Raw genomic sequence first — 12,773 nt, 5'->3', positions numbered from 1 at the left:
CCTGTTCGTTTCCCGCTTTATTCGGTTGTGCTTGCCTTGTTTGCTTCGTTCGCGCCGTCGGCTTGAACCTCCGACTGCACTTTTTTCATGAGCGTCTCCGCTTCGGATTGAATCGCCTTGTAGGCCGCGTCTTCCGTTTCCTTTCCGTCGACAATGCTTCGGATATGCCCGTTCACCGATTCGGCGAACGATTCGTCGAAGCTGCCGGGACCTTGCGGCTCGCCGAAGTAGTAGCGATCAATCGAATTGGTCGGACGGAGTGCGTAAAAAGGTTTGTAATCCGGGTCCTGCTTCCACTCGGGATAATCAGTCAAAACGGACAGATCCATGCCGCCGACCATGCCGCCGATCGCGGCCTTCGCCTTGCCGACCGACGCGGACATGAAGTAGGAGAGCACTTCCCAAGCCTCCTCGGCATGCGATGCGGCGGCGGGAATGGCGAATATCTCGTACATCTGCACTTCTCCACCGACGGCGGGATCGGAGCTGCGGGCGGGCACCGTGACCACGCCCCAGTCGAACTTCGGCTTGCCCGATTTCAGATTCGCCATCAGGTTGTCGTCGTCGATCGTGATCGCGGCTTTGCCTTGCTTGAACAGGTCGACAGCCTCCATCGCCGCTTGATCGATGTACGATTTGCCGTCGGTCTCCCGGGCTTGCGGCCAGGAGGGGACGAACGTGCCGCGTTTATAAGCGGCGGCGACCTGCTTGAACAGGCGTTCCCATGCCGGCGAGTCGAAGGTGACCGCGCCCGTCTTGGCATTCGCATAAGTCAGCCCTTCGGTGCCGGCGATGCGCTGCAGCAGGTCGAACGGACCGCGGAGCCAAGGGATATGCAGTCCGACCTCGTCTTTTTGCAGGCGCTTGTCCTGCATGACGCGATCGGCCAGCGCGATCGTCTGCTCCCAGTTCATGCCGTCCGTCGGGTAGGGAATGCCAAGCCTGTCGAACATGTCTTTGTTGTAATACATTGCGCTGGCGTGGAAGCCCGGACCGATTCCGTAGAGCGGACCGCCGTCCTCGCCGCGAAGGAAGTCCAGCGCGCCGGGCGTCACGCCGTCGGTCAGCTTTGTTTTCTTCTGCGCGGACCATTCCTCCAGGTTCCGGAGCTTGTCCGCCTTGCGCAGCAGCCGGTAGTCGGGAATGCTCAGGATAAGCAAGTCGGGCTTCTCCTTGTCCATAAAGGCGGCCATCGTCTTGTCGTCGTAAACTTTGTAGTCGTTCTCCGGCTGCATCGGCACGAAGCGGACGTCCCAGTCGGGGAAGCGGGCTTCGATAAAATCCCTGAATTTCATGTCGTACATAGAGGTCTGGCAGCAGGCGACGGTCAGCGTCCGGGGACCGTCCGAAATTTGCCCCCCGTTCGTGCATCCTGACGCGACCGTGAGCAGCAGGACGAGCGCCATCAGCGCGATGAGCCGCCTCATCGCCTCGCCTCCGACTTCGCCTGCGCGTCGCGAATCGTTTGCTCGGCTTTGGCTTGCAGCGCCTTGAGGAGCTCCGGCACGTCAAGAGCGCCATCCGGCAAGCTCTGCGTCCTGTCGTTGGATTCGGTCCAGATGGCGCTCGCGACACGCTGGTAGGACGGATCGGCGTTGCGCACGGCGGCGTCGATCACGCGCGACGGATCGACTGCCGCTCGGTAGAACACGGCGGAGCGGCTGTCGGCTGCCGCCGCGTCCGCCGCCACCGTCGGCAAGACGTCTCCATGCGGGAACCGGATCAGCCGGTTGGCTTGGGACGGACTCATGATGTACTTCAGCAGCTCCCAGGCGGCATCCGCGTGAGGAGCTTTTTCGGGAATGGCGAACACGAACGGAATCTCGAAAGCGCCGTCGGTTCCGCGCGACCCTTCGTCCGTCGGCGGAGACAAGACGCCCCAATCGTCCTCGCCAAGTCCCATTTGGGAGCCGGCCTGAGAGATATTGCGGAGGTACGAGCTTGAGGCATACGTCAACGCCGAGCGGCCGTTCAGGAACGGATCGTGCGCGTAAAGATCCTTCATCTCGACGTTGCCTTCCCACTTGAGCGGGGGCTCGTTGCTGATCCAGCCTTCCCCGTGGCCCTCGGCCAGCTTGGTCCAGATGGCCGTCCAGGCCGGTGTGTCTATCGTCGCGGCGCCCAGTTCGGCATCGGCGAAGCGCAGTCCCTGACTGGTGCCGATCGAATAGGCTTCGGCCCAGATCGCGGAGTTATAGCCGAAGCTGAGACCGTACACCGGCTTCCCGTTTTTTTTGAGCCCCTGGAACCGCGCGGCGGCGTTCATGACTTCGTCCCATGTCATGCCGTCCGTCGGCTCGGGAACGCCGTTTTCCCGGAACAGCTTGCGGTTGTAATACAGCGCGTAGCCCGTAAATTCGGGGGCGAACCCGTACAGCCCGCCGCCGCCGGCTTCGCGTACGGTTTGCTTGACGGCCGTCTGCCAACTGTCGTCGGTGATCCCGTCCCGCTTCATCCACGCGTCCAGCGGCTTCAGCAGCCCTGCGTCAGTCAGCTCGGGCAAGTAGGCGAGCGGAATCTGCACGAGATCGGCCGGACTGTTTTCCAACTGCTTCTTGAAGGTATCGATGCCGGGCGTCAAGCTGTATAGATTGGCGTTCTTGCCCGGGTATTCCGAATATTCGAATCTGACCGAGGGATGCCGGATAATAAAAGGCTGTCCGTACAAAGACATGAAGCCGCTGCTGTCCCAATACATAATGTTCAGCGTCGTCGTCTCGTTCTCGCTGATCACCGGCTTCGCCGCTTCTTCGTGCGTCAAGAGCTCGGCCAGTTCGCCCCGGAAGACTACCGCTCCTGCGATCAGCAGTGCGACGACGGATGCCGCCGCTGCCTGTCTTCTGCGCCTGGCTCGTCGTTCGAGCATTTTGATGCGCTCCTTCACTTTTTTGATCGTCGGGGTGCCGAAGCCGCCGGAGCCGAGCGGCAGGTCCGACAGCGTGCGTTCCCAGCGGTCGCGATCGTCCGTCATGCTCGTCCGCTCCCTTCTTCGTCGTCTTCTTGCCCTCGCTCGAATCTCTTGTTCATGGCGGCCCTCGCTCTGTGAATGCGCGATTTGACCGTTCCCTCCGACACCTGGAGCAGCTCGGCGATCTCGGCCATGCTCAGGCCGTGGTGCGCCTGAAGCAGCAGGCTCTCCCGCAGCTTGCGCGGCAGCGCCATAACCGTTCGCCAGATCTCCCGCTGCCGATACGAGCCGAGCCATTCGTTCTCGGCCGACATCTGCGACTCGCGCGTCGGCAGAACAACCGGCAGGCGAATGCGGCGATACCAGGCCGACTTGAAGTAATCCAGCGCCGTATTGCGCGTAATCTTCAACAGCCAGGCGCGGGCGCCCGATTCACCGCGAAGCGTGTGCAGGCTTTGATATGCCTTGATAAATACGTCCTGCGCGATATCTTCGGCCGTCTCCCGCTTGCCGGTCATAAAAAAGGCGTAGTTCCATACGTCCCTGCCGTAGGTGAGCATGAGCTCCTCCAGAACGGCATCGCGGTCGATGCCTTCGGTCATATGCTTCAAATAGTCGTGATTCAACGCGTCCACCTCTTCTCCGTCGACGGCCGCAGCCGCTGCGGAGCCCCTGTACATTCTCATTTTCATAGTAGCCTTCCGGCGCCGTCCGGGGAAGACCGCTTCGCATTCTCCTTTGCCCGATGATCGTGCGGCCGGCACATCTAAGGAACGAGCGATGGCGGTAAAAGTTCCCTGCTCGCTTCATTGATTTTATTGCGTGTTCGATCGTTGTGGGCGAAGGCGGGGGTATGGTAGGGTAGAGAGACTTGTACGGGTACGGCAAAAAGAGCGGCATGGAAGCCGCTCCGCGGAGATTGCTATCGAAAAGAACCGCGCCGGGTCAGTCGGTCTTTTTCTTTTTCTGCGGCGTCGGGGCGACGGACTTCGTATTCTCCAACGTGTCGTTGACGAACGCCATATCCTGATTTTTGGCCGCCATCGCCGTCGTTCCTTTATAATTGCCTTTGCGGCTTTCGTTTTCCATGCGAATCCTCCTTAGGCTCTTATGCGCGTAGGCGAAGGATTGGCTGCCGGCACCGGCCGCAACGCCTCGCGCTGCATAGCTTAACCGAATTGAAGGGGCTGTTATCCATCATGTCACGCACATCCAAGGGACGTACGTTTTTCGTTTTTATGGTCGTGTTCGCGGCGGCGCTCGTGCTGACGGCGTGCCGGGGCGAAGCGCCTGCGGAGCCGGTCGCGGCTTCGTCTTCGGCCGCGGAGCCGTCGGAGGCTGCGGGAGCGACGCCTTCCGGCTCGGCTGGTGCCGGCGACGCCGCCGCATTGATCGAGCAAGCCGAAGCGGCCATGGCGGGCGTCGGACGTTACGCCTTTACGCTGCATCTCGTCCAGAAGCTGAGCGGCGGGGCCGCGGCCGATTCGGTATTCGAGGTGACCAACGCCGGCAAGGTCGAGCGTTCGCCGCTCAAGCTCGATCAGACGGTCGACAGCGTTCAGGACGGGGAAAAGTCCTCGCTGCGAGCGATCCTCGTGCCGGGCGCCTACTACGTGTACGATCCGTCCTTCGAAGAATGGGGCAAGCTGTCGGACGAGCAGGCAGCGGATATCGCGCGGACGCTGTCCGATTATCAGATCGACCCGGCGGCGGCATTGTCTTCTGCCGCTTCGCTCGGCGCCGAACTTTCGCTCGCCGGCGAGGCGGGGCGGGACGTGGTCCGCTACGAAGGAAAAGGGCCCGAGGCGCTTACGTTTCTGAAGCACATCCTGGAAGGCACGCTCGACCTCGGCAGCCTGGACGAAGCGGCGCGGGAGAGCATCGCGCTGAAGTCGCTGTCCGCCAGCTTTACGCTGGACGCGGCGACGCATTTGCCGCTCGCCTACCGCGTTCAGTCCGAGATGACGATCGAATACGAGCCAGGCGCGCCGTCCGAGCTGAACCAACTGTTCGAAGGCACTTATACCAAGCATGATGCGACCGAGGCCATCGTCGTTCCGCAGGCTGCGCTTGCGGCGCCGGAGCTCGATCCGCCGATCGACGATCCGGAAGCGACGGAGGGGGATCTTGGGACATTAGACGATCTGGGCGAGCTGGAAGGAATGGACTCGTATTGAGGAGGGTTCGGAACATCAGCTTGGAAGGCTGAGGTTGCCGGTTAGGTGGACGCAGGTCCCGGCCTTCCGTTATAATGTCTGAAGTATAATTGAACCGTGAACGGCCGTCCGGCGCTACTCCGCGAGGGCCGCGCGAAGTCAGGAGTGTTTAGCGAATGCCACTGTCCTGTGGTATCGTCGGCCTGCCCAACGTCGGCAAGTCGACTTTATTCAATGCCATCACCCAAGCGGGTGCCGAGATGGCCAACTATCCGTTCTGCACGATCGACCCGAACGTCGGCGTCGTCGAAGTGCCGGACGAGCGTCTGCAGAAGCTCGCCGATATCGTCACGCCCAACCGGATCGTGCCGACCGCCTTTGAATTTGTCGACATCGCAGGCCTGGTTAAGGGCGCGAGCCGCGGCGAAGGCCTAGGCAACAAGTTCCTGGCCAACATCCGCGAAGTCGACGCCATCGTGCACGTCGTGCGCTGCTTCGTCGACGAGAATATCACTCACGTATCGGGCAAGATCGATCCGATCAACGATATCGAGGTCATCAACCTGGAGCTGATTCTGGCGGACATCGATTCGGTCGAGAAGCGCATGGAGCGCTCCCGCAAGAACATGAAGGGCGGAGACAAGAAGTACGCCCAAGAGGTCGAAGTGCTGGAGCGCATCCACGCCGCACTGCTCGAAGAGAAGCCCGTCCGCAGCGTCGAGCTGTCGGACGAAGAGCGCCTGCTCGTGCGCGACCTGCATCTGCTCACGATCAAGCCGGTGCTGTACGCGGCCAACGTGAGCGAGAGCGAGGCGGCGAACGCCGACGGCAACGAGTACGTGCAGCGCGTCCGCGAATTCGCGGCGGCCGAAGGCTCCGAGGTCGTGCCGATCAGCGCGCGCGTCGAATCCGAGATCGCCGAGCTCGAGGGCGAGGACCGGGAGATGTTCCTCGAGGAGCTCGGACTGAGCGAATCCGGGCTTGACCGCTTGATCCGTGCAGCCTACAAGCTGCTCGGCCTTTACACGTACTTCACGGCCGGCGTGCAGGAAGTGCGCGCCTGGACGATCCGCAAGGGGACGAAGGCGCCGCAGGCCGCCGCCGTCATCCACACCGACTTCGAGCGCGGCTTCATCCGGGCCGAGGTCGTGTCGTACGAAGACCTGGTGAGCGCAGGCTCCATGAACGCGGCCAAGGAGAAGGGCCAGCTTCGCCTCGAAGGCAAGGAGTACGTCGTCGCCGACGGCGACGTCATGCATTTCCGGTTTAACGTATAAGCGAGCTGCGCCGCTAAGCGCAAGGAAAAGCCCGGGCGGGATGCCCGGGCTTTTTGCGTTGAGTTATGCGATGCCGCCGCACAACTCCGCTCCGGAGCCGCCTGAGCCCACGAGTTATGCGATCCCACCGCACAACTCGGCTCCGCAGCGGGCCAAGCCCGCGAGTTATGCGATGCCGCCGCACAACTCGGCTCCGCAGCCGACGGTGCCCGCGAGTTATGCGATCCCGTCGCACAAATCCGCCCCGCAAGCGGCCAAGTCCGCGAGTTATGCGATCCCGCCGCACAATTCGATCCCGAAGCCGATTAAGTCCGCGAGTTATGCGATCCCGTCGCACAATTCCGCCCCGCACACTTTCACAAACTAACCATCCTCTTCCCCGCGAAACCTCCTACACAAGGCGGCCGCCCAATAACTTGGGAAGCTTTTGAATACAATAAGAGCAGACTAATCGTCCAGGTAGGTTCGATTAAACTTGGCGAGCAGCTCGCCGAAGCGGGTCCGCTCGTCCTCGGTCCAGTCCTTCAGCAGCTCGTCGATCCGTTCGGTGCGCTGCGCCCGCGTTTCCAACAGCATGCGGCGCCCTTCGTCGGTAAGTCGGTAAAAGTAGGCCCTGCCGTCTTCCGGATCGGGCATTTTGTAGACGTAGCCTTTTTGCTCGAGCGCGGACGTCTGCCTGCTGACGGTGGAGATGTCGAGGCGGAACTCCTCCGCGAGCGCCTTGACGCCGGCGGAGCCGTGCGACTCGATCTGGCCGAGCAGCAAATAGGCGGAGCGATCGAGCGATCCGAACTTGCGGCTGGTCGAGATGGAAGTGAGACGGCGAATCAGAAGGGCGATCTCGAGCTCGATGCTGGTATTCGTTTCGTAACTCACGGACTCACCACCTTGCTGCTTTTCTGTTCCCCATCGTACCACATGCCGCACGCATTTCAAGCATCGGAAGCGGCATGGGGATTGACTTTTCGCAAAGTAGTTGTATAATACACTTAAATGTTTAGTTTGGCAATACAACTAAATGGAGGGGCTGCGCATGCTGGCTCAAGACATTATGATCAAGCAGGTGTACAAGGTCAAAGAAAGCGACACCGTGCGCCGCGTAATTGAACGGTTCATCGAGCACGGGATCAGCGGGCTGCCGGTCGTCAACGATCGCAACGAGATCGTCGGATACGTCAGTGACGGCGATGTCATGCGGTACATCGGCAAGCACGAGGACCGGTACGTCGACTTTTTTTATGCTTCCATCCTGATTCAAGGGGATAACGAGCAGTTCGAGGAACGTGCGCGCAGGCTGCTGGACCTGAACGTCATGTCGATCGCCAAGACGAAGGTGGTCAAGGCCATGTGGGATGACGAGGTCGAGAATATCGCGGCTATGCTGGGCAAAAAACAAATCAAAAAGGTGCCAGTAGAACGGGACGGCGTGCTCGTCGGCATCATCAGCCGCGGCAATGTCGTTCGCCATGCGTTTGAAAATCTGCTTTAACATAAATCGCCGCCGCATCCACACTTCCTATCAAAGGAGCTAACGCATTATGTCATCCACAACCAACGCTGCTCCTGCGTCGCCGCTCGCGCCGGAGGGCAGCTTGCTCAAGCAGCCGCGCGCCGTATGGGCGGTCGGCTTTGCGTGCGTCATCGCGTTCATGGGCAACGGTCTGGTCGATCCGATCCTGCCCGCCATCGCCAAACAACTGGAAGCCTCGCCAAGCGAAGTTTCCTTGCTTTTCACCAGCTACAATGCGGTCATGGCCGTCATGATGCTCATCACCGGCGTCATTCAGTCCCGTCTCGGGATGAAAGGAACGCTGCTCGCGGGCATCGTGATTATCGCCGTATTCGCCGCCCTGGGAGGCGCTTCGGACGGGATCTGGGCGCTGATCGGTTTGCGCGGCGGCTGGGGTCTTGGCAACTCGCTGTTCGTCGCGACCTCGCTGACGGCGATCGTCTCGCTCTCGACGGGCAGCGTCGCCCGTGCGATCATCCTGTACGAGGCCGCGATCGGTCTCGGCATCTCGGTCGGACCGCTCATCGGCGGCGAGCTCGGATCGATCTCGTGGCGGGGCCCGTTCTTCGGGGTGGCCGTGCTGATGGTCATCGCCTTTATCTCGCTGGCATTCACGATGCCTAAAGCGAAGAAGCCGGCCGTATCGGCCGGACGCCCCAAGGCGTCGCTCGCCGATCCGTTCCGCGCGTTAAAACACCGTTCGCTCCTCGTCTTCGGCCTCGGCGCATGCCTGTACAACTTCGGCTTCTTCACCTTGCTGGCTTATGCGCCGCTCGTGCTGGATCACTACTTCGGCTATGACGCGCATGGCCTGGGCTACATTTTCCTCGGCTGGGGCGTTCTGCTTGCCATTACCTCCGTGTTCATGGCGCCGGTGCTTCAGCGCAAATTCGGCACGCTCAAGTCGATGTATGCCATGCTGACCTTGTTCGGCCTCGTGCTGTTCGCGATGGGCGTCTGGACGACGACCGAGTGGGTCGTCGTAGGCGCCATCGTATTCGCCGGCGCGCTGCTGGGCAACAACAACACGCTCATCACCACTGCGGTCATGAACGCGGCGCCTGTCGAGCGTCCGACCGCTTCCGCGGCCTACAGCTTCCTGCGGTTCATCGGCGGCGCCATCGCGCCATACTTCGCCGGCAAGCTCGCCGAATGGTACAACCCGCACGTGCCGTTCGTCGTGGGCGGCGCTTTTGTGCTGGCAGCCGTCGTCGTCATCCTGCTGAACCAACGTCACCTGCTGCACGTCGACAAAGTGGGCGCGCACTGATCTGTCGTCGACCGCGGCCGTTCCCCTGCTCTCGGGAGACGGCCGTTTTTACGTCCGTGCAACCTTTGGGATCGAGAGCTCGTCTTGGGGAATATGCGGAATTTTGCATAACATGCCTTTATCGCAAGCGCGAACGGAGCAGCTTAGTGTCAAGGCAACGCAACCTAGAGAGGAGCATCACACATGAATCTTAAAAAGAAATCCGTTATTCTGCTGACCGCCGCCGGCATTCTCGGCGCTTCTGCGGTCGCCGGCGCCGCAGGTCTCACCCAGAAGGTCAGCGGCCTCCTGCGCGGCGATATCCACGTATCCGTCAATGGAGCGGCCTACGGCTCGATCCAGCCTGTTTACATCGACGGCAAAGCCTACGTGCCGCTGCGCGACACCGCAGGCGCTCTCGGCTACGATATCACCTGGAATCAGCAAGCCAGACAGTTCGACTTGACGCCAAAGAAAGAGGAGCAGGCGCCCGTGGACGCTTATCTCGTGAATACCGGCGTCGTGACCGACGTGCAGACGGCTGGCGGACTGACGAGCTTGAACGTTATGGGCAAGGGCTCTGCCGGCACATTCGACTGGATCGTCGCCAAGGTAGACAAGGACACGGTCATCGTGGACGAGTCCGGCGCGGTCAAGACGGTCGCCGACCTTAAAGCCGGTTCGCGCGTTGCTGTCGAATACGGCCCGATGGTCGCGCTCAGCTTCCCGGCCCAATCGCATGCGGCCAAGGTGACGCTGCTCGGCGAGCGGCTGATCAAGGAGGATAAAGTCGGCGCCGTCAACAAGACGGACAGCGGCTGGCAGATTCAGCTCGGGTCGGGCACGGGCGATGCAGCCATCTCCAATCTGGTGCTGAACGTTGGCGCGGATACGCTGATCGTGACGTCGATGGGCGAGCCGGTCAAAGCCGAGGATATCAAGATAGGCGACAAGTTGCGTGCATACTACGGTCCGGCGACGACGCGCAGCATTCCGCCGCAGAGCGCGGCGGATACGATCGTCGTGCTGCCGGCGAACGCGCAATAACGCGAGCGGGGTTCGGAGTAGTAATTTTAGCAGCATCGTTTGATAGTATAGGCAGAACGGAGCGGTCCCGAGAGGGGCCGTTCTTTTTTATAAGGACGGGCATGTCTTCGCGTCGGCCGGGCGGATGTGAGGCGGCGCCGATCTTGCTATAATCGAGCTAACAGGCATTTATCACGGACCTCATCGGAAAGAAGCTAAGCCATATGCGAAGACTAAGCGAAAATCATCAGGCAGGCGCAAAACTGTCGGACGTCAAGCTGTCCCGGGTCTTGCTATTGTTCAGGCCGTACGTCGGCCAATTGACATTTATATTACTGCTTTCTCTTGCGGCGACCCTTGCAGGGCTGGCTGCTCCGCTTGCGACCAAAGAGCTCGTCGACCAGGCGATTCCGAAGAAGGATGCAGGTCTTCTGCTGCTGTTCGCAGGTCTGATGGCTGCGAGTCCGCTCGCCAAGGGCGTCTTGAACGTCTGGCAGACGCACCTGAACAACAAGGTCGGACAGAGCGTCATGCGGGATCTGAACGACCGGCTGTTCCGCAATTTGCAGCGGCAGTCGATGTCGTTCTTCACCAGGTCGCGGACGGGAGAGATCGTCCAGCGCATCTCGGGCGATGTGCAGGCCGTGCAGGGCGCCATCACGGGCACGATCGTCAACGCGATCACGCAGGCCGTCACCCTCGTCGCGACTGTGGTCATTCTGCTTCGGCTCGATTGGAGGCTGGCGCTCGTCTCGATGGTCGTCATCCCGGTGCTGCTGCTGCCCGCCAGACGGATCGGAGCGTTGCGCAAGTCGCTTCGGCTGCGCGTACAAACGCTGCGAGGCGAGATGTCCTCGCATCTGTCGGAGACGTTCGGCGTGTCGGGCGCGCTGCTGACCCGTATCTACGGGCGGGAGGAAGCCCAGGTCCGCAAGTTCGGCGAGATGAACGACACGGTGAAAAGCATGGAGCTGCGGCTCGGCCTCATCGGGAGATGGTACGGGATGGCGGCGGGCGTATCCAATCCGGTGGCGACTGCGATCGTTTATTTGTACGGCGGCTGGCTCGTGATTCACGGCGGTTTGTCCATCGGTTCGGTCATCGCGTTCGCCGCGTTGACCGGCCGTATGTACGAGCCGGTGTCCGGCTTGCTCGGCATGCATCTTGACTTGTCCGCCGCGATGGGGATCTTTCAGCGCATCTTCGAATATCTCGATCTGAAGCCCGAGGTCGAGGACGCGCCGGATGCCCGGCCGCTTCAGCCAGGGAGCGGGCTGGTCGAGTTCGAAGGCGTCTCGTTCGGGTATGCTGCGGGCGGAGCGGCTGTACTGAGGGAGATTAACTTGACTGCGCGGCCGGGACAGTTGCTCGCGCTGGTCGGGCCGAGCGGTGCCGGCAAAACGACGCTGGCGGGCCTGGTCGGCCGGCTGTACGACCCGACACGGGGGACCGTGCGTATCGACGGGGAGGACATTCGCGGCGTGACAACGGCTTCGCTGCGCGAGCAGATCGGCTATGTGACGCAGGAGCCGTTTTTATTTTACGGCACGATCGCAGACAATCTTCGGTTTGCCAAAGAAGACGCCACGATGGCGGAAATGGAAGCCGCGTGCCGGCAGGCCTACATTCATGACGTGATCGCGGGACTGCCGCAGGGCTACGATACGAAGGTAGGGGAGCGGGGACATCGTCTGTCGGGCGGCGAACGCCAGCGGATCGCGATCGCGCGGGCCATTTTGAAAAATCCGCGGATTCTTGTACTCGACGAGGCGACCTCGCATCTGGACTCGCGTTCCGAGGCATACGTGCAGGAGGCGCTCGACAGCCTGATGGCCGGCCGCACGACGATCGCGATCGCGCCCCGCCTGTCCACCGTCCGCGCCGCCGACGCCATCGCGGTGATGGACCGGGGGCGCATTGTCGAATTGGGCACCCATGAGGAGCTGCTCTCGCGGGACGGTCTGTACGCCAAGCTGTACCGCACGCAGTTCGCGTAGACGCCGGCCGGCGCGGGGGAGTAGTTTGTAACACTGCACAGGGGGGCGGCAGCGAAGAGAATCAGGGGAAGGCATCACAGGGCGGCAGAGTTAGTGCCCGTATGCGCTTATCGGCGCCTTATCGAGCGAGTTGGTGGCAGAGTTAGTGCCCGTATGCGCTTATCGGTGCCTTATCGAGCGAGTTGGCGGTGGAGTTAGTGCCCGTGTGCACTTATCGGCGCCTTATCGAGCGAGTTGGCGGTGGAGTTAGTGCCCGTATGCGCTTATCGGCGCCTTATCGAGCGAGTTGGTGGCAGAGTTAGTGCCTGAATGCGCTTATCGGCGCCTATTGGAGCGGGTTGGCGGTGGAGATAGTGCCCATATGCGCTTATCGGCGCCTTTTCGAGCGTGTTGGTGACGGAGTTAGTGCCTGAATGCGCTTATCGGCGCCTATTGGAGCGGGTTGGCGGTGGAGATAGTGCCCATATGCGCTTATCGGCGCCTTTTCGAGCGTGTTGGTGACGGAGTTAGTGCCTGAATGCGCTTATCGGAGCCTTTCAGAGCGCCTTCGAAGTTGATAGGGATGATATAGCCGGATGCGAGGTTAATGAGGCTGAGTAAGCCGGAACAACCGGCTAACGGAGCCGGGTAAGAAGTTGGCGAGGCCGAGA

The 12,773-nt window shown here is 61.2% G+C and carries 11 protein-coding genes; 6 read left to right on the top strand and 5 right to left on the bottom strand.

Annotation, left to right across the window (positions count from 1 at the left end; translation table 11 throughout):
* Positions 1 to 17: 17 nt before the first annotated feature.
* The 4 genes from KVT38_RS07735 to KVT38_RS07720 all read right to left on the bottom strand — a co-directional run bounded on the left by KVT38_RS07735 (position 18) and on the right by KVT38_RS07720 (position 3,997).
* Positions 18 to 1,427: an ABC transporter substrate-binding protein gene (locus KVT38_RS07735; RefSeq protein WP_217593111.1), complete on the bottom strand. Its 1,410-nt coding sequence runs from the start codon at positions 1,425 to 1,427 to the stop codon at positions 18 to 20.
* Positions 1,424 to 2,971 carry an extracellular solute-binding protein gene (locus tag KVT38_RS07730; protein ID WP_217593110.1) on the bottom strand — a complete coding sequence of 516 codons (1,548 nt, stop codon included), beginning with the start codon at positions 2,969 to 2,971 and terminating at the stop codon, positions 1,424 to 1,426. Before KVT38_RS07730 ends, KVT38_RS07735 begins: the two co-directional genes overlap by 4 nt.
* Complete coding sequence (locus tag KVT38_RS07725) at positions 2,968 to 3,594, bottom strand: RNA polymerase sigma factor (protein WP_254639065.1); 627 nt, start codon at positions 3,592 to 3,594, stop codon at positions 2,968 to 2,970. Before KVT38_RS07725 ends, KVT38_RS07730 begins: the two co-directional genes overlap by 4 nt.
* A 259-nt stretch (positions 3,595 to 3,853) precedes the next feature.
* Positions 3,854 to 3,997, bottom strand: a complete 144-nt coding sequence (locus KVT38_RS07720; protein WP_217593109.1) for a hypothetical protein — start codon at positions 3,995 to 3,997, stop codon at positions 3,854 to 3,856.
* Between the two features lie 110 nt (positions 3,998 to 4,107).
* On the opposite strand from KVT38_RS07720, the gene KVT38_RS07715 reads away from it, so the two are divergent.
* Positions 4,108 to 5,085 (top strand): DUF6612 family protein, encoded by a 978-nt coding sequence (locus tag KVT38_RS07715; RefSeq protein WP_217593108.1) that lies wholly within the window; start codon positions 4,108 to 4,110, stop codon positions 5,083 to 5,085.
* A gap of 155 nt (positions 5,086 to 5,240) precedes the next feature.
* Entirely contained in the window at positions 5,241 to 6,341 is a 1,101-nt protein-coding gene (gene ychF, locus KVT38_RS07710; RefSeq protein ID WP_217593107.1) for a redox-regulated ATPase YchF, read from the top strand.
* Positions 6,342 to 6,788: 447 nt separating this feature from the next.
* Here ychF and KVT38_RS07705 read toward each other — a convergent pair whose 3' ends face one another.
* Positions 6,789 to 7,217 (bottom strand): MarR family winged helix-turn-helix transcriptional regulator, encoded by a 429-nt coding sequence (locus KVT38_RS07705; protein WP_217593106.1) that lies wholly within the window; start codon positions 7,215 to 7,217, stop codon positions 6,789 to 6,791.
* Positions 7,218 to 7,374: 157 nt separating this feature from the next.
* Between KVT38_RS07705 and KVT38_RS07700 the strand changes: the two genes are divergently transcribed.
* The 4 genes from KVT38_RS07700 to KVT38_RS07685 all read left to right on the top strand — a co-directional run bounded on the left by KVT38_RS07700 (position 7,375) and on the right by KVT38_RS07685 (position 12,123).
* Entirely contained in the window at positions 7,375 to 7,830 is a 456-nt protein-coding gene (locus KVT38_RS07700; protein WP_090116139.1) for a CBS domain-containing protein, read from the top strand.
* Positions 7,831 to 7,879: 49 nt separating this feature from the next.
* On the top strand, positions 7,880 to 9,121 hold the full coding sequence (locus KVT38_RS07695; RefSeq protein WP_217593105.1) for an MFS transporter: 1,242 nt from the start codon (positions 7,880 to 7,882) through the stop codon (positions 9,119 to 9,121).
* Positions 9,122 to 9,304: 183 nt separating this feature from the next.
* Positions 9,305 to 10,147: a stalk domain-containing protein gene (locus KVT38_RS07690; protein WP_217593104.1), complete on the top strand. Its 843-nt coding sequence runs from the start codon at positions 9,305 to 9,307 to the stop codon at positions 10,145 to 10,147.
* Between the two features lie 203 nt (positions 10,148 to 10,350).
* Positions 10,351 to 12,123: an ABC transporter ATP-binding protein gene (locus KVT38_RS07685; RefSeq protein WP_217593103.1), complete on the top strand. Its 1,773-nt coding sequence runs from the start codon at positions 10,351 to 10,353 to the stop codon at positions 12,121 to 12,123.
* Positions 12,124 to 12,773: the final 650 nt, after the last annotated feature.

The organism is Cohnella sp. GbtcB17 (genome assembly GCF_019091135.1).
In the GTDB taxonomy this organism is placed as follows: domain Bacteria; phylum Bacillota; class Bacilli; order Paenibacillales; family Paenibacillaceae; genus Cohnella.
Note: the sequence above shows the minus strand (reverse complement) of the source record. Positions and strands in the feature narration are given on the sequence as shown.

Excerpts from the sequence above, each read along its gene's own strand:
- KVT38_RS07735 (WP_217593111.1), bottom strand. The coding sequence starts at position 1,427 with ATGAGGCGGCTCATCGCGCTGATGGCGCTCGTCCTGCTGCTCACGGTC.
- KVT38_RS07730 (WP_217593110.1), bottom strand. The coding sequence starts at position 2,971 with ATGACGGACGATCGCGACCGCTGGGAACGCACGCTGTCGGACCTGCCG.
- KVT38_RS07725 (WP_254639065.1), bottom strand. The coding sequence starts at position 3,594 with ATGAGAATGTACAGGGGCTCCGCAGCGGCTGCGGCCGTCGACGGAGAA.
- KVT38_RS07720 (WP_217593109.1), bottom strand. The coding sequence starts at position 3,997 with ATGGAAAACGAAAGCCGCAAAGGCAATTATAAAGGAACGACGGCGATG.
- KVT38_RS07715 (WP_217593108.1), top strand. The coding sequence starts at position 4,108 with ATGTCACGCACATCCAAGGGACGTACGTTTTTCGTTTTTATGGTCGTG.
- ychF (WP_217593107.1), top strand. The coding sequence starts at position 5,241 with ATGCCACTGTCCTGTGGTATCGTCGGCCTGCCCAACGTCGGCAAGTCG.
- KVT38_RS07700 (WP_090116139.1), top strand. The coding sequence starts at position 7,375 with ATGCTGGCTCAAGACATTATGATCAAGCAGGTGTACAAGGTCAAAGAA.
- KVT38_RS07695 (WP_217593105.1), top strand. The coding sequence starts at position 7,880 with ATGTCATCCACAACCAACGCTGCTCCTGCGTCGCCGCTCGCGCCGGAG.
- KVT38_RS07690 (WP_217593104.1), top strand. The coding sequence starts at position 9,305 with ATGAATCTTAAAAAGAAATCCGTTATTCTGCTGACCGCCGCCGGCATT.
- KVT38_RS07685 (WP_217593103.1), top strand. The coding sequence starts at position 10,351 with ATGCGAAGACTAAGCGAAAATCATCAGGCAGGCGCAAAACTGTCGGAC.